Origin of the sequence: Streptomyces sp. CGMCC 4.7035 (assembly GCF_031583065.1) — a bacterium.
Taxonomy (GTDB): domain Bacteria; phylum Actinomycetota; class Actinomycetes; order Streptomycetales; family Streptomycetaceae; genus Streptomyces; species Streptomyces yaanensis.
In genome coordinates this window covers 7326904-7342117 of the sequence record NZ_CP134053.1, presented here as the reverse complement: position 1 = coordinate 7342117, position 15214 = coordinate 7326904, and the positions used below count along the sequence as shown (strand labels likewise).

Below are 15214 nucleotides of genomic sequence, written 5' to 3'. Positions count from 1 at the left end.
CACCCGGTCAACTCCAGCAGGACCCGACGGGCGGACAAGTCAGGAGTTGTACGTGCTTTGCGCCCGCTCCAGACCCTCGATGACCAGACACTCGACGGCATCCGTCGCCCGGTCCACGAAGTAGTCCAGCTCCTTGCGCTCCGCCGACGAGAAGTCCTTCAGCACGAAATCCGCGACCTGCATACGACCCGGAGGACGCCCGATCCCGAACCGCACCCGGTGATAGTCCGCGCCCATCGCCTTCGTGATCGACTTCAGACCGTTGTGGCCGTTGTCGCCGCCGCCCAGCTTCAGCCGAAGCGTGCCGTAGTCGATGTCCAGCTCGTCATGCACGGCGACGACATTCGCCACCGGCACCTTGTAGAAATCCCGCAGGGCGTTCACCGGGCCGCCCGACAGGTTCATGTACGACATCGGCTTCGCGAGGATCACACGACGGTTCCCCGGACCGGGCGGACCGATCCGCCCCTCCACGACCTGCGCCTGCGCCTTGCCCGCCCGCTTGAACCTCCCCCCGATCCGCTCGGCCAGCAGATCGGCCACCATGAAGCCGACATTGTGCCGGTTCATGGCGTACTCGGGCCCGGGATTACCGAGTCCCACGATGAGCCAAGGGGCGTTGGCGTCGGTCGTCACGTCCGTGTCTCCTTACGACGCCAGCCGCTGCTCCCCGAAGAGAGCAGCGGCTGGTCAGTGCTGTGGGCAGTCGTTCCGCAGGGCGATGGGGGTCCCCCCTGCTCGAGCGAAGCCGAGAGCTCGGGGGAAGGTGGGCCCAGCCCCCGACGCCGGGCGCCTCTCAAGGAGGCAGAACCGCAGCGAAGGGCTGAACCGCCGATCAGGCCTCGCCGGCCTCTTCGCCCTCGACGGCCTCGCCCACGGTCTCCTCGGCCTGCGCGGCCAGAACCTGCAGGACCACCGCGTCCTCGTCGACGGCCAGGGTCACGCCGGACGGCAGGGTGACGTCCTTGGCGAGGACCGAGGCACCGGCCTCCAGACCCTCGACCGAGACGGTGACGGCCTCGGGGATGTGCGTGGCCTCGGCCTCGACCGGCAGCGCGTTCAGCACGTGCTCCAGCAGGTTGCCACCCGCGGCCAGCTCGCCCTCGGCGTGCACCGGGATCTCGACGGTGACCTTCTCGCCACGCTTGACCAGCAGCAGGTCGACGTGCTCCAGGAAGCCCTTGATCGGGTCACGCTGCACGGACTTCGGGATCGCCAGCTCGTTGGTCTTGCCGTCGATGTCCAGGGAGATCAGGACGTTCGGCGTACGCAGCGCGAGCAGCAGGTCGTGACCCGGCAGGGTCAGGTGCAGCGGGTCCGAGCCGTGGCCGTACAGCACGACCGGAACCTTGCTGTCACGACGGATACGACGCGCGGCACCCTTGCCGAACTCGGTGCGCGTCTCGGCGGTGAGCTTCACCTCGGACATGTTCACTCCTCGTAGAAAGTCAGTAGACGGACAGGGTCACCCGGCCACGAACGGCCTGCTACGAAGAGCGCGTCGATTACGGACCGCCGTACCGAAGAACGAGTACGGCCTCCCTCGCCGAGCAACTGCAGCAGTCTACTCGGCAGGGGAGGCCGCACCCAAAACGATCTCTACCGGCGTCCGGGCCGGCGCGGGATCACTGCTCGTCGAACAGGCTCGTCACCGAACCGTCCTCGAACACCTCACGCACCGCACTCGCGATCGTCGGCGCGATCGACAGCACCGTGATCTTGTCCAGCTCCAGCTCACCCGGGGTGGGCAGCGTGTTCGTGAAGACGAACTCACTCACCTTCGAGTTCTTCAGACGGTCGGCCGCCGGACCGGACAGCACACCGTGCGTGGCAGTGACGATGACATCCTCGGCGCCGTGCGCGAACAGCGCGTCCGCAGCCGCGCAGATCGTGCCACCCGTGTCGATCATGTCGTCGACCAGAACACACACCCGGCCCTCGACCTCACCCACGACCTCGTGGACGGTGACCTGGTTCGCCACATCCTTGTCACGGCGCTTGTGCACGATCGCCAGCGGCGCACCCAGACGGTCGCACCAACGGTCCGCCACACGCACACGGCCGGCATCCGGAGACACGACCGTCAGCTTGTCGCGGTCCACCTTCTGACCCACGTAGTCCGCCAGCAGCGGCAGCGCGAACAGGTGATCCACCGGACCGTCGAAGAAGCCCTGGATCTGGTCCGTGTGCAGATCAACGGTCAGGATGCGGTCCGCACCCGCCGTCTTCATCATGTCCGCGATCAGACGCGCCGAAATCGGTTCACGACCACGGTGCTTCTTGTCCTGCCGCGCGTAACCGTAGAACGGCACGATCACCGTGATGGAACGCGCCGACGCACGCTTCAACGCGTCGATCATGATCAGCTGCTCCATGATCCACTTGTTGATCGGAGCCGTGTGGCTCTGGATCAGGAAGCAGTCCGCGCCACGCGCCGACTCCTGGTAACGGACATAGATCTCGCCGTTCGCGAAATCGAAGGCCTTCGTCGGGACGACCCCGACACCCAGCTCGTGGGCGACCTCCTCGGCAAGCTCGGGGTGGGCGCGGCCGGAGAAGAACATCATCTTCTTCTCGCCGGTCGTCTTGAACCCGGTCACAGCACTGTCTCCTCAGAGGTGTCTCAGCTGGGCGTCGAGAAGCCGTTACCGCCTTAGCGGCTGGATATGGACGGCCGTCTCAGCTGGTAGGGGTGCGGGTGTGCACTTATCACGGTACGCCGTCACAGACGCACCTGATTCCGGTCAGCCTTCGCCACCCGGCTCCCCGGAAGCCGCCTCGGCCGCCTTCGCGGCCGCGCTCCCCGGACGCTTACGAGCCACCCAACCCTCGATATTCCGCTGCTGACCACGGGCCACGGCCAGCGAACCGGGCGGCACATCCTTCGTGATCACAGAGCCCGCCGCGGTGTACGCGCCGTCCCCGATAGTGACAGGAGCCACAAACATGTTGTCCGAACCCGTCTTGCAGTGTGAGCCGACGGTCGTGTGGTGCTTGCTCTCCCCGTCGTAGTTCACAAAGACACTCGCCGCGCCGATGTTCGTGTGATCACCGATCGTCGCGTCGCCCACGTACGACAGATGCGGCACCTTCGTACCCTCACCGATCGACGCGTTCTTCGTCTCCACGTACGTACCGATCTTGGCCTTCACACCGAGACGGCTACCCGGCCGCAGATACGCGTACGGGCCCACGGACGCCTGCGGGCCGACCGTGGCACCATCGGAGACCGTGTTGTCCACCCGCGCCCCCGCACCCACACGGGTGTCCTTCAGCCGCGAGTTGGGACCCACCTCGGCACCCTCACCGATGTGCGTGGCACCCAGCAGCTGCGTACCCGGCTGCACGATCGCGTCCTGCTCGAACGTCACCGTGACATCCACCCAGGTCGTGGCGGGATCCACGACCGTGACCCCCGCCAGCATGGCGGCGGTGAGCAGCCGGTCATTGAGGATCCGGCGCGCCTCGGCCAGCTGCACACGGTTGTTGATACCCGCGATCTCACGGTGATCGCCCGCGACGGACGCACCGACACGATGCCCCGCCTCACGCAGAATCCCGAGCACATCGGTGAGGTACTCCTCACCCTGGCTGTTGTCCGTGCGGACCTTCTTCAAGGCATCGGCGAGCAGCTGCCCGTCGAAGGCGAAGACACCGGAGTTGATCTCACGGATGGCACGCTGGACCTCGGTGGCGTCCTTGTGCTCGACGATGGCCGTCACGGCGCCGGTGGCGTCATCGCGGACGATACGGCCGTAGCCGGTGGCGTCGGGCACCTCGGCGGTCAGCACGGTGACCGCGTTGCCGTCCTCCTGGTGCGTGCCGGCGAGCCGCTGAAGCGTCTCACCGGTCAGCAGCGGGGTGTCCCCACACACGACCACGACGGTCCCGTCGACAGACCCGCCGAGCTCCTCCAGAGCCATCCGGACGGCGTGCCCCGTCCCCTTCTGCTCGGCCTGGACGGCGGTGCGCACGTCCGGGTCGACCTCGGCGAGATGGGCGGAGACCTGCTCCCGGGCGTGGCCGACGACGACGACCAGGTTCTCGGGGTTCAACTCACGTGCGGCGGCGAGCACATGCCCGACGAGGGAACGGCCGCAGATGTCGTGCAGAACCTTGGGTGTGGCCGACTTCATACGGGTGCCCTCACCCGCTGCGAGAACGACGACGGCTGCCGGGCGGATGGCGCTCACGGGGATGCCCTTCGGCTTCATGGGGTGGGGTGGACATCCGCAGGATACCGGGGTGTTTCCGGGGGGACATGAGAGCGGGCCCTGACGGTGCTGTCAGGGCCCGAACCAAGGTCTTGTGTGCTGTGGCTCCCGGAGAAGGATTCGAACCCTCATTCAACGGACCAAAACCGTTTGTCCTGCCTTTAGACGATCCGGGATAGTTTGTGCGCTATGTCCGATTTTGCTGATCGGCTTCGCGCGCGGACACCACTATGCCGTACCAAGACCCCTCGATGCGACGGTACAAGTCCGCGCTCTTCAGGACTTTGATCACTAGACAGCCTCGGTAGGAGTCGCCGACGTTCTTGCGAGTCGTCTTGGGGTTGTGCCTCTTGAGAGTCGTCTTGTTGAACGCGGAGCGGTCGGCACCGACGAGGTCGGCCCAGTATTGTTCGGCGCCTGTCACGTCAGCGGTCTCGTGGATCATGACGCTGTATCGGAGCCGTTCGCGCTCGACCCCCAGGAGGTTGAGCCAGGCCAGGAAGACCTGGATCATGCTCGGATCGCTGTTGACGAAGGCGACGTTCTCGCGGCGGTCGTATGGCTTGTCCTTGCCGCCCTCGGCCCAGTAGAGGCTCACGCCCACCAGGAACAATTCCCGTGCCGAGAGGTTACCGATCGCCTGCCTGGCGGTTTCCTTCGTGCGCTGCCGTTCCTCGTCACGGAGGCGGAGTTTGGCCTCCCATCCGCGCCTGGCGATCGCTGCGGCTTCTTCACGGCTGCGCTTGCGTTCCGGCTTCGGTAGATCCCGCACCCATAGCGAAACGGAACTCCTCGAACAACCCAGCTCCGCCTCGATCTGGTCGTACGTCCAGCCTTGAAGCCTTAGCTCGCGCGCCCTCGCCCGCAGGTCGTCCTTTGCGTTCGGTCGCTTCGTCCATTCCGGTGGCGGCTCTCCCTTCACCAGTTGGTTGAGGATGTCGTTGTTGAAGATCTTCAGCTCGTCGCGGATCTGGCGAAGGCTGTAGCCCGCCCGTCGCAAGGCGATCGCCTGCGTCCGCAACCCTTCGAAGTCCCTGTACTTGCCCTGTGCGTGTGCCATGGGCATACCGTCCGGGCGGAATGTTGACCTCCGGGGTCGAACAGTGTGTGGTTCAGCAGTTCGAGGGATTTCGGTCGATTTCGCTTCTGCTTGGTTACGGACTGTGGTGTGACCGAGCCGTGGAAACTCACCGGAAAACCCCCACCCCCCGCCCGTAGGCTGGAGCCATGACCACGACGGGGGAAGACCACACGGGGGCCGGGGGCGGGCCCTGGTGGTGGGTGCGGTGGCGTAGTGCCCTGCTCGACATCTCGCTCGCGGCGGTGTCCGCCGTGGAGTGTGCGGTGGAGGGGATCCAGTTCTCACGGGATGCCGGGCTGCCCGTCCCCGTGGGGATGGTGTTCGGTCTGTTCGCGGGGGTCACGCTGCTGTTGCGGCGGCGGTGGCCGATCGCGGTCGTCCTGGTGAGCATCGCCGTCACTCCGGCCCAGATGGGCTTTTTGATGGGCATCGTCGGGCTGTACACCCTCGCCGCGTCGGAGCTGCCCCGGCGGATCATCGGCGCGCTCGCGGGGATGTCGTTCGTCGGGATGTTCATCGTGACGTACGTGCGGGCGCATCAGGGGATGGTCCGGGGGGATCTGGCGATCGCCGGCGGCTTCATCCCGTTTCTGTCCGTCACCACGGCTCTTGGTATGACCGCTCCTCCCGTGCTGCTGGGGCTGTATGTCGGTGCCCGGCGGCGGCTGATGGAGAGCCTGCGGGAGCGGGCGGATTCGCTGGAGCGGGAGCTGATGCTGCTCGCGGAGCGGGCGGAGGAGCGGGCCGAGTGGGCGCGGAACGAGGAGCGGACCCGGATCGCCCGGGAGATGCATGATGTCGTCGCGCATCGGGTGAGCCTGATGGTCGTGCATGCGGCGGCTCTTCAGGCTGTGGCGAGGAAGGACCCCGAGAAGGCGGTGAAGAACGCCGCGCTGGTGGGGGACATGGGCCGGCAGGCGCTGACCGAGTTGCGGGAGATGCTGGGTGTGCTGCGCACGGGGGAGGGGTTCGTGGGGCGTTCCGCGGCTGCTTCCGTGCCGCTTGCCGCCGTGGGTGCGGCGGCCGCCGCGGCGGCGTCGCGGGCGGTCGACGAGTCGTTGGACGGTCCGTGTCTTGCCGAGCTGGAGGAGTTGGTGGGGCAGTCGGCGGCGGCCGGGATGGTCGTGAAGCTGTCCGTGGAGGGGGAGGTGCGGTCGTACGCGTCCGAGGTGGAGCAGACCGCGTATCGCGTGGTGCAGGAGGCGCTGACCAACGTCCACAAGCATGCGGCGGGTGCCAGGACGCATGTCCGGCTCGCGCACCGTAGCGCGGAGATCGCGATGCAGGTGGAGAACGAGCCGCCGCCCGAGCCGGGTTCGGCTCAGGCGGCGCGGCTGCCGAGTGGGGGCAATGGCCTGCTGGGGATGAAGGAGCGGGTGAGCGCGCTGGGGGGCGTGTTCGTGTCGGGGCCGACGGATGCGGGTGGGTTCCGGGTGTCGGCGGTGATTCCGGCCGGGGCGGTCTGATCGAGTCCGTCTGAGCGGGACCGTGGTTCCGGCCGGGGCGGCTGTCTGAACGGGCCCGTGGTTCCGGCCGGGGCGGCTTCGGCTGTCTGAACGGTCCCGTGGTTCCGGCCGGGGCTGTCCGACGGGGCCTGTGATTCCGGCCGGGGCCGTTTGACGGGGCCTGTGATTCCGGCCGGGGCCGTTTGAACGGGTCTGCCTTTCAGCCCGCCGTCAGTCGTACGGGGTGGGTTCCCGTCAGCAGTGTGGTGAGGCCGTGGTCGATGTCCGGGCCGAGGTACCAGTCGCCGGTGTGGTCGAGGGCGTAGACGCGGCCCTCGGTGTCGATGGCGAGCAGGGAGCGGTTGTCGGATTCCTCGCCGAGGGGGCAGACCTCGGTGTCGAGGGCGCGGCCGAGGTCGCCGAGGGTGCGGGCCATGTGGAGGCCGTGGAGGGGGTTGAGGTCGAGGGTCGCGGGGGCGAGTTGGCGGCCGGGGCCTTGGGCGGTGATGTGCAGGCCGCCGAATTCCGCCCATGCCTCGACGGCCGCGGGGAAGACCGCGTGCCGGTGGCCTGCCGGGGATGCGTGGGAGCGCAGGGTGTCGGCCCAGACTTCCGCCTGCTTTATGTTCCAGCGGCCCGGTTGCCAGCCCGCGGCGCGCAGTGCGGCGTCGACGGGTACGGAGAAGCGTGTGGAGGAGGAGCGGTCGGCGTGCATCTGCCCTTCGTTCGTCGAGTGCCATGGACCGGCGTGTGCGCCGTCGTGCGGTGTGCGGGGGTGGGGGGAGTCAGTTGTGCGCCGTGGAGTCGACGATGTGTACGCCGAAGTGGTCGCTGAGTGCGGTGCAGGCGCGGCAGGGGGCGGCGAAGCTGCCGTGGAGGGGGTCGCCGTCCTCGCGGATGCGGCGGGCGGTGAGTTTGGCCTGTTTGAGGGTTTTGCGGGCTTCGCCGTTGGTCATGGGTTTGCGGGCGGCGCGTTTGCTGCGGGCGGCGTCGGCGGCGGTGATGTGGCGGGAGATGAGGATGGCCTCGGCGCAGCGTCCCGTGAAGCGGTCGCGTTGGCCGCTGGTGAGGGTGTCGAGGAAGTCCTGGACGAGTGGGTGCAGGACGGGTGGCTGGTCGCCGCGGGCGGCGGTGCCGGTGAGGGTGGCGCCGCGGACGGAGAGGGCGGCGGCGACGGTGGGGAGTATGCCGTCGCGGCGGTGGCGGAGGGTGGGGGCGGTGGTCGCGTCGGCGCTGCTCCAGCCGATGCGTGGGTCCCCGGACGTGCCTGTTTGTGTCGCGTTCATGATCGTCTTTCCCCTCCCTTGCATCCCCCCGGTGGGACATTAGATTGCCAAATGCCGAGGCCGCTGCGGTAGCTGGGGCGGTCCGACACGCCCGTTCTTCGGCGTACGGTCACGGCGGGGTGACGGCTGGTCACGTCGGCCCGGACCGGTGGCCGTGGGCAACTGGTGGCCCGGTGACCGGTGTCGTCGTACCGCATAGGCTGTCGACATTCGCGATCGACAGCGCCGTACAGGCCAGACAGAACGCCGCAGGGGGCAACCGTCATGACGACAGGTCGGCTCGGGCAGCAAGCCGCGCCGCCGAACGCGGCCTACGCCGGGCAGGTCGTGCACTTTCCGGATCCGGTGCGGGCGGCCCGTCACCCGAGAGGGGTACGGGTTGACGAGCACGGCTACCCCGACTTCTCGCCGTACGCCCGTGCGGCCGCGGAGATCGCGGACCCGCCGGAGGGTTTCGGCGTGGACGAGTTGCGGCTGACGGACTATGTGTCGGCGAACGCGGCGCTGGCGGCGTCCGGGCACGATCTGTGGGACACGATTTCGGCGGTGGCGACGCCGCACGGCTGGACGTGGCACCACGTTCGGGGGACGCGTCGGCTGGAGTTGATTCCGGTCGAGGTGAAGGCGCTGCTCAGGCATCACGGTGGGCTGGCGACGGCGCGTGTCGATCAGAACAAGCGGGGGACGCGGCCGTTGCAGGAGACGCGTCCGGTGCACTTCGGTCTGCCGAAGGCGTCGGTGGCGGTGACGGAGCAGCAGGTGCAGCAGGTCGAGGAGGACCTGGGGTATCGGCTGCCGGGTGCGTACCGGTCGTTCTTGAAGGCGGCGGGTGGTTGCGCGCCGGTGGGTGCGGCGCTCGACGCGGCGTTGGGGTTGCTGATTGACCAGCCGTTCTTCACGGTGCGGGACGAGGCGGCGGTCAATGACCTTGTGTATGTGAACAAGTGTCTGCGTGACCATCTGACGAAGGACTATCTGGGCGTCGGTTTCGTGCAGGGTGGTCTGCTGGCCGTGAAGGTGAAGGGCGACGGGATCGGGTCGGTCTGGTTCTGTGCGTACGACGACGCGCGGGATGTCGATGCGTCGTGGCCGCCCGCGGAGCGTGTGGGGCGGCTGTTGCTGCCGTGCGGTGAGGACTTCGACCGGTTCCTGTCGCGACTCGCGGGGGATCCGCCGGAGTTGGAGACGGTGGCGAATCTGATGGTGGACGGCGGGTTCGCGCGTGCGGTGCCCGTGTCGCCGGCGTCTGCGGCGGGGGAGTGAGTTCGGCGATGGTGACGTTCGCGCAGGCGCAGGAGCGCGCGGAAGAGTGGATCAACGGGGATGTGCCGGCGTACCAGCACCGTGAGGTGCGGGTGCGGGAGTTCGAGCTCGGGTTCGTGGTGTGGGGGGAGGACCGGGCCGAGGGGCCGCGCTCGGACGGCGGCGCGCAGCGGCTCGTGATCGCCCGTGACAGTGGTGAGGCGACGCTGTGGCCCGGGTTGCCGGTGGGTGAGGTCATCCGCCGGTATGAGGAGGAGTACGGGGTGAAGGACGCGGTGCCGCAGGCGCCTTCGGCGCCTTCGGCCCGGGTGGATCTGAACCAGACGTCGTTCCTGTTGACGCCGCCTGAGTGGCTCCAGGAGGCGGCGGACAAGATCGGCATTGAGGATCGGCGGCGGGACGGGGAGCCGTCTGCCGGGCCTGCCGCGCCTGCCGCGCCGGCCGCTGTGGGCCTTCCGGGGGGTGAGGGTTCGGTCTCGGGTACGTCGTGGCCTGCCGCCGGGGGCGGCGACGAGGTGCGGGACGCGGTGCCGGGTGTGCCCGACGGGGCGACGCCGTGGGCGGGTACCGACACTAACGCGGATCCGGGCGAGGAGGGTTCGGTGCCGCTGCCGGTGACGGTGTTCGCGCCGCCGCTGAGCGATGCCGACGAGGACGGTACGCGGCCGCCCGCGTCCGCGCCGCCGGGTGCGCCGAGGGTTCCGGGTGTGGCGCCGGTTTCGGGGGTGCCGGGGACTCCGCCTCCTGGCGCTCCTTCGTACGGTTATCCGCAGGGTCCCGCGGGTGGTTCCGGTGTGCCTTCGTCGGGTGTGCCTAGGGTCCCCGGTGCTCCCAACCCGCCGCAGCCTCCGGCCGGTTCGGCCGTGTCCGGGCGGCGGCTCGCGCCGAACGCCGAGGACATCGCCGACGCCGCGACCAGCAAGGCGGCGCCTCCGCGGGGGGCGCGCGGTGGTGGGGTGCCCCATCCGCCGGGTGTTCCCGGTACTCCGGGTGGGCTGCCGGGTGCCGTGCCCCCGCCGCCCGCACCGGGTGCTCAGGGTCCCGCGGCGGGCGGCTACGTGCCTACGCAGCTCGTCCCGCAGATCGGTCCGGACGGGCCCGAGGGCGCGGCGGGTCCGGGCGCTCCTCAGGTTTCGGGGGCTCCTCAGGTTCCGGGTGCGCCGCGCGTTCCGGGTGCGTCGCAGGTTCAGGGGGCGCCTCAGCCGCCTGGTGCGTCGCAGGTTCCGGGTGGGCCTCAGCCGCCGGGTGCGCCGAATCCGCCCCATGCTCCTCAGGCTCCGGGGGCTCCCGGTGTGCCGAACACGCCGGGTGGTGTGCATCACGCGGCCACGATGCTCGCGGGTCCGCCCGTCGGCGGGCCTGGCGTGCCGCAGCCGCCGGGTGTTCCTGGCGCACCCGGTGTTCCTGGCGCACCCGGTGTTCCCGGCCCGCCCCCGCCGCCCCCGGGCGCCCCGGGCATGGCGCCCGGCGCTGCGCAGCCGGGGCAGCCGATGCAGCCGCAGCCGATGCCCGGGCAGCCGGTGCCTGGCGGGCAGCCGTCGTACGGTTATCCGCCGTCCGGTCAGCCGACGGTCGGCCCCGGTTACCAGGCCGTGCTGCGCTACCGCGCGCAGGACGGTTCCGAGCAGCAGCTGATCCGGCGTTCGGCGCCGGGCACCCCGCACCCGGAGTGGCAGATCTTCCACGAGCTGCGGGCCATGAACGTGCCGCCGGACCAGGTGCTGGAGCTGCACACGGAGTTGGAGTCGTGCGAGCTGCCGGGCGCCTACTGCGCGCGGATGATCCGGGAGAACTGGCCGCAGGCGCGGATCACGAGCATCGCCCCGTACGGCACCGACCATGCCTCGCGTCAGGATGGTATGCGGCAACTGCTGGCGCACCAGGGCGAGTTGCACCAGGTGGCGGACGGTCCGGCGCGTCCGGCTCCGGTGCGTGCGCCGCTGCCGCCGGTGCAGCCGGCGCCGCCGATTCCGCCGGATGCCGTCGCGCAGGAACTGGCCGGTGCCTTCGGGCCGGGGATCTTCCGGTTCGAGCAGGCCGCGGTGGACCGGCAGGGTGTGCCGCCGATCGTGGCGCACACCTTGGTGGTGGCCGGACTGCCCCTGGACATGGGTCCGTTCTTCTGGGCGCAGGCGCAGCCGGGCCGTCCGGTGCCGACGCTGGCCGAACTGGCGCAGGAGCGCGGGGTGCAGCCGTCCGCGGACGCGGGCTCGTACCTGGTCATGGGCAGTGACTTCGGCAAGGCGATCTGCGTGCAGTACGGCACGGCGAACATCGTCGCGGTGCCTGTGGAGGCGGGGCGGGGCGGTGCTTCCGTACCGCCGCAGTTCGTGAACACGGGGCTGCCCGAGTTCGTGCGGTGCCTGGCGCTGCTGGGTCGGATGTGGAGGCTGCGCTACGGGCTCAACCAGGAGCAGGCGGGCCGCTGGACCGTCGACTTCCAGGCGCAGCTCGCCTCGCTCGATCCGGCGGCGCTCGGTTCGCCGGACAGCTGGTGGTCGGTGCTGCTGGAGCAGATGTGGGACGGGTTGCTTTGACGCCGTCCTGAAGTGCCGCCGAGGATGCGTGTCTGGCGTTTCTGGCATTCCTGGCGTTTCTGGCATGTCTGACGTCTCATCAAGGGCCGGATCTGGTCGTACGACTGTCGTATGACCCGATTCGTCCCTTTTGTATGTGTCATGGCGTATGCGGCTTTGCGTCGGGATTCATCCGTTGTTATGCGCGGAGTGTCGTGTTATGAACACTTCCGTCTGATCCATCAAGATGTGCGCGAAATCATCCGTTAGTCTGGGTCAGGCGAGAGGGGTCCCACGATGAGCAGCGCATCGGAGTCGCCGCACGGCTTCGTGTCCGTGCGGCGCGGTTACCGTCCCGCCCAGGTCGACACCTGCATCGCGGAGCTATCGCAGGACCGCGACGCCGCCTGGGAGCGGGCCGCCCGGCTGACCGTGCTGGCCAGGGAGATGGAGGCCGATCTGGTGCGGCTGCGCGAGACGCTGGCGCAGCTGCCTCCGCAGACGTACGAGGCACTCGGCGAACGGGCGCGACAGGTGTTCCGCCTCGCGCAGGAGGAGGCTGTGGCCGCGCGGGAGGAGGCGCGACAGGAGGCCGAGCGCGTCCTCGCCGGGGCGGAGGAGGCCGGGCGGTGTGTGCGGGAGGCCGCGCAGGCGTACGCGGACGAGGTGCGCGGCGAGGCCGAAGAGCGCGTCCGTACCTGGCTGCTGGCGGCCCGGGCCGAGGCCGACGACGTACGGATCGAGGCGCGGCGCGAGGTCAAGGAGGGGCGCGGGGAGGCGCTGGCCGCGCTGCGCGAGGTGCGGCAGCGTACCGAGGCCCTGCTCGCCGAGCAGGGCAGGGAGCATGCCGATCGCTGGGCGCGCGAGGAGCGTGCGACGGCCGAACGGGCGGCGGGAGTGGACGCGTGGGAGGCGGAGCGGGTGGCGCTCGCGGAGGCCGCCCTGTCGGAGGCGAAGCGGGCGCTGGCCGAGGCCGAGGAGTCGGCCCGGCAGGTCGAGCGGGACTCCCAGGCGCGCGCCGCCGAGTTGATCGCCGAGGCGCGGGTGCGGGAGGACCGCGTCGCCCGCGAGACGGAACGGGTGCTGCGGGAGCACGGTGAGACATGGGACCGCGTGCAGGCCCAGATGGACCACGTACGCCACAGCCTCGCCACCCTGACGGGCCGGGCCCCGGCGGAGTAACCGCCGACGCCTGCCGCGCCCCGAGCCTGCCGCGCCCGCCCCGCCCCCGCGGCTAAGCGGGGGCGAACCCGGTCCGAGGCCTGGGCCATCCGCCCCTCAGCCGTTCCTCCGTACCGCTCCCGCCAGGATCCACCCCTCCACCGCCTCGTACTGGCGGCGCTGCTCCGCGGCCTTCCGGCGGCCGGAGGCGAGGGTGCCCAGCCAGCCGTAGGCGAAGCCCAGCGGGATGGAGACGAGACCGGTGGTGGTGAACGGGAACCAGTTGAAGTCGGCGTTCGGGAAGGCCGCGGCGGGGGAGCCGGAGACCAGGTTCGTGCCGGTCATCAGGACGAGGACCGTCACCGTGCCGCCGATCAGCGTGCACAGCAGGCCGGCTCGGGTGTAGCGGCGCCAGAAGAGGCCGTACACCAGGGCCGGCGCGATCGCGGACGCGCCGATGCAGAAGGAGAGCGTCACCAGGGGCTGCAGGCTGTGGTGCTGCACGAGGGTGGCGAGCAGGATCGCCGGGACGCCCACCGCCAGCGCCGACAGGCGTGCCAGGGTCATCTCGCGGCGCGGCGGCACGTCCCGCAGATGGGCGGCGAACACGTCGTGGGCGAGGGAGTTGGCACAGGCGAGGATCATGCCGGCGACGGAGGCCAGCAGGGTCAGGAAGATTGCCGTCGTCACCGTGGTGAACAGCAGCGCCTCCGCGGTCGACACCTCCGCCCCGAACGCCGCCCGCGAGCCCAGCAGATAGGCCGTGTTGCCCTGTGGGTCGGCCGCCGCGACGGTGGCGCGCCCGATCAGGGCCGTCGCGCCGAACCCGACCACGGTGATCACCGGCACGAACAGGGCCACCGACGGCACCGCCCAGGACAGCGAGCGGCGCACTTGCCGGGCGCTGTTCGCCGTGTACATCCGCATGGTGACGTGGGGCAGACAGGCGCCGCCGAGCACCACCGTCAGCTCCGAACTGATCATGTCGAGCCGGGGTGCGGGGCCGCCCGCGAACTCCAGGCCCGAGTGCAGGAACGAGGGACCCGCCCCGCTGTTCTTCGCGGCGGCCGCGAACAGCGCACCCGGGTCCCAGCCGAAGCGGTGCAGGATCAGTGCGGCGACGGCCAGCCCGGAGCCCAGCAGCATCACGATCTTCAGGATCTGGATGAGGGCGGTGCCCTTCATGCCGCCGATCGCCGCGTAGCTGATCATCAGGACGCCGAGGCCGATGATGCAGCCGGTCTTCAGCGAGTCGCTGGTGAAGCCGAGGATGAACGCCAGCAGATCACCGGTTCCCGCGAGCTGGACGAGCATCATCGGCAGCAGCGCGGCGATGGTCGCGGTGCACGCGGTGATGCGCACCGCCCGCCCCGGCATCCGGCGCGCCAGCACGTCGCCCATGGTGAACCGGCCCGCGTTGCGCAGCGGTTCGGCCAGCAGGAACATCAGCAGCATCAGGGACAGGACCGTGCTCAGCGCGAGGACGACGCCGTCGTATCCGGTGAGCGCGATGATCCCGCCGGTGCCGAGCACGGTCGCGGCGGAGATGTAGTCGCCGGCGATGGCCAGTCCGTTGCGCATCGGGGACAGGGAGCCGTAGCCCGTGTAGAACTCGTCGAGGTCGTCGCCGTCGGGTCCGGTCATCACGCACAGCAGGAGCGTGATCGTGGCGACGGTGGTGAACGCCACGAGCGACATGGCCTGGGCGGAGGAACTGCTGAAGCTGGTGATGGAGGCGGTGGCGGTCGTCGTGGTCATCGGGTGGCCTCCCGCCTGGCGTCCGTCGTGGCCTGTCTGCGGAGGCGGTCGGCGATCGGGTCGACGGTGTGGCGTGCCGTGTACTCGTACAGGCCGATCGCCAGGCAGGTGACGGGGACCTGGAGCAGGCCGAGCAGCAGCCCCATGCTCAGGCCGCCGGAGACCGTGCGGGTCATGAAGGACGGCGCGAACGCGGACATGAGGAGGAAGAGCGTGAAGTAGCCGAGCGCGGTGAGGGTGGCCACGCGCCGCTGGAGGCGGTAGGCGGTGCGCAGGATCCGCAGGTCGCTGTGGTTCCCGAGCGGCGGGCGGGGTGGCTGCCGCCGCCGGACCGGTTGGGCCGGCGGCGGCTGCCAGGGGTACGTCGGATACGACGTTGACGGGTGGTGCGGTGAAGGGTGGTGCGGTGCTGAGTGGTGCGGTGGTGAGTACTCCGGTGACGAGTGTCGCGGCATGAACGCGTCGGACATCCCGTTTCTCCTTGCATGGC

General features: G+C 69.8%; 13 protein-coding genes and 1 tRNA gene. 4 read left to right on the top strand and 10 right to left on the bottom strand.

Going from position 1 to position 15214, the window contains the following annotated elements:
• Window positions 1–39: 39 nt before the first annotated feature.
• From pth to Q2K21_RS32195, 6 genes are all read right to left on the bottom strand, one after another.
• On the bottom strand, window positions 40–636 hold the full coding sequence (gene pth, locus Q2K21_RS32220; RefSeq protein ID WP_310778456.1) for an aminoacyl-tRNA hydrolase: 597 nt from the start codon (window positions 634–636) through the stop codon (window positions 40–42).
• Window positions 637–835: 199 nt separating this feature from the next.
• On the bottom strand, window positions 836–1429 hold the full coding sequence (locus Q2K21_RS32215; RefSeq protein ID WP_310778453.1) for a 50S ribosomal protein L25/general stress protein Ctc: 594 nt from the start codon (window positions 1427–1429) through the stop codon (window positions 836–838).
• Between the two features lie 196 nt (window positions 1430–1625).
• A complete protein-coding gene (locus Q2K21_RS32210) occupies window positions 1626–2600 on the bottom strand; it encodes a ribose-phosphate diphosphokinase (protein ID WP_310778450.1) in 975 nt (324 codons plus the stop codon).
• Window positions 2601–2744: 144 nt separating this feature from the next.
• Complete coding sequence (gene glmU / locus Q2K21_RS32205) at window positions 2745–4193, bottom strand: bifunctional UDP-N-acetylglucosamine diphosphorylase/glucosamine-1-phosphate N-acetyltransferase GlmU (protein ID WP_310778447.1); 1449 nt, start codon at window positions 4191–4193, stop codon at window positions 2745–2747.
• Between the two features lie 123 nt (window positions 4194–4316).
• A tRNA-Gln gene (locus Q2K21_RS32200) sits at window positions 4317–4390 on the bottom strand.
• Between the two features lie 11 nt (window positions 4391–4401).
• A complete protein-coding gene (locus Q2K21_RS32195; protein ID WP_310778442.1) occupies window positions 4402–5274 on the bottom strand; it encodes a helix-turn-helix domain-containing protein in 873 nt (290 codons plus the stop codon).
• A gap of 167 nt (window positions 5275–5441) precedes the next feature.
• Between Q2K21_RS32195 and Q2K21_RS32190 the strand changes: the two genes are divergently transcribed.
• Window positions 5442–6761, top strand: coding sequence for a sensor histidine kinase (locus Q2K21_RS32190; RefSeq protein ID WP_310778438.1), 1320 nt, complete (start codon window positions 5442–5444; stop codon window positions 6759–6761).
• A 199-nt stretch (window positions 6762–6960) separates the two neighbouring features.
• On the opposite strand, the gene Q2K21_RS32185 is transcribed toward Q2K21_RS32190, so the two are convergent.
• Both Q2K21_RS32185 and Q2K21_RS32180 read right to left on the bottom strand, forming a co-directional pair.
• Window positions 6961–7455, bottom strand: coding sequence for an SUKH-3 domain-containing protein (locus Q2K21_RS32185; protein WP_310778434.1), 495 nt, complete (start codon window positions 7453–7455; stop codon window positions 6961–6963).
• Window positions 7456–7525: 70 nt separating this feature from the next.
• Entirely contained in the window at window positions 7526–8026 is a 501-nt protein-coding gene (locus Q2K21_RS32180; RefSeq protein ID WP_310778431.1) for a YwqJ-related putative deaminase, read from the bottom strand.
• Window positions 8027–8290: 264 nt separating this feature from the next.
• Here Q2K21_RS32180 and Q2K21_RS32175 point away from each other — a divergent pair, with 264 nt between their 5' ends.
• From Q2K21_RS32175 to Q2K21_RS32165, 3 genes are all read left to right on the top strand, one after another.
• Window positions 8291–9289, top strand: a complete 999-nt coding sequence (locus tag Q2K21_RS32175; protein ID WP_310778428.1) for an SMI1/KNR4 family protein — start codon at window positions 8291–8293, stop codon at window positions 9287–9289.
• Between the two features lie 8 nt (window positions 9290–9297).
• Window positions 9298–11826: an SUKH-4 family immunity protein gene (locus Q2K21_RS32170; protein WP_310778425.1), complete on the top strand. Its 2529-nt coding sequence runs from the start codon at window positions 9298–9300 to the stop codon at window positions 11824–11826.
• A 276-nt stretch (window positions 11827–12102) separates the two neighbouring features.
• Window positions 12103–12987, top strand: a complete 885-nt coding sequence (locus Q2K21_RS32165) for a coiled-coil domain-containing protein (protein ID WP_310778421.1) — start codon at window positions 12103–12105, stop codon at window positions 12985–12987.
• A 96-nt stretch (window positions 12988–13083) separates the two neighbouring features.
• Here the strand turns inward: Q2K21_RS32165 and Q2K21_RS32160 are convergent, their stop codons facing one another.
• Complete coding sequence (locus Q2K21_RS32160; RefSeq protein ID WP_310778418.1) at window positions 13084–14724, bottom strand: sodium/solute symporter; 1641 nt, start codon at window positions 14722–14724, stop codon at window positions 13084–13086.
• On the bottom strand, window positions 14721–15194 hold the full coding sequence (locus tag Q2K21_RS32155) for a DUF485 domain-containing protein (RefSeq protein ID WP_310778415.1): 474 nt from the start codon (window positions 15192–15194) through the stop codon (window positions 14721–14723). Before Q2K21_RS32155 ends, Q2K21_RS32160 begins: the two co-directional genes overlap by 4 nt.
• Window positions 15195–15214: the final 20 nt, after the last annotated feature.

What these genes read in the sequence shown, in the direction of transcription:
- Q2K21_RS32180 (WP_310778431.1), bottom strand. Translation starts at nt 8,026, where the DNA reads ATGAACGCGACACAAACAGGCACGTCCGGGGACCCACGCATCGGCTGG.
- Q2K21_RS32185 (WP_310778434.1), bottom strand. Translation starts at nt 7,455, where the DNA reads ATGCACGCCGACCGCTCCTCCTCCACACGCTTCTCCGTACCCGTCGAC.
- Q2K21_RS32175 (WP_310778428.1), top strand. Translation starts at nt 8,291, where the DNA reads ATGACGACAGGTCGGCTCGGGCAGCAAGCCGCGCCGCCGAACGCGGCC.
- Q2K21_RS32160 (WP_310778418.1), bottom strand. Translation starts at nt 14,724, where the DNA reads ATGACCACGACGACCGCCACCGCCTCCATCACCAGCTTCAGCAGTTCC.
- Q2K21_RS32195 (WP_310778442.1), bottom strand. Translation starts at nt 5,274, where the DNA reads ATGGCACACGCACAGGGCAAGTACAGGGACTTCGAAGGGTTGCGGACG.
- Q2K21_RS32155 (WP_310778415.1), bottom strand. Translation starts at nt 15,194, where the DNA reads ATGTCCGACGCGTTCATGCCGCGACACTCGTCACCGGAGTACTCACCA.
- Q2K21_RS32215 (WP_310778453.1), bottom strand. Translation starts at nt 1,429, where the DNA reads ATGTCCGAGGTGAAGCTCACCGCCGAGACGCGCACCGAGTTCGGCAAG.
- Q2K21_RS32190 (WP_310778438.1), top strand. Translation starts at nt 5,442, where the DNA reads ATGACCACGACGGGGGAAGACCACACGGGGGCCGGGGGCGGGCCCTGG.
- Q2K21_RS32170 (WP_310778425.1), top strand. Translation starts at nt 9,298, where the DNA reads ATGGTGACGTTCGCGCAGGCGCAGGAGCGCGCGGAAGAGTGGATCAAC.
- Q2K21_RS32165 (WP_310778421.1), top strand. Translation starts at nt 12,103, where the DNA reads ATGAGCAGCGCATCGGAGTCGCCGCACGGCTTCGTGTCCGTGCGGCGC.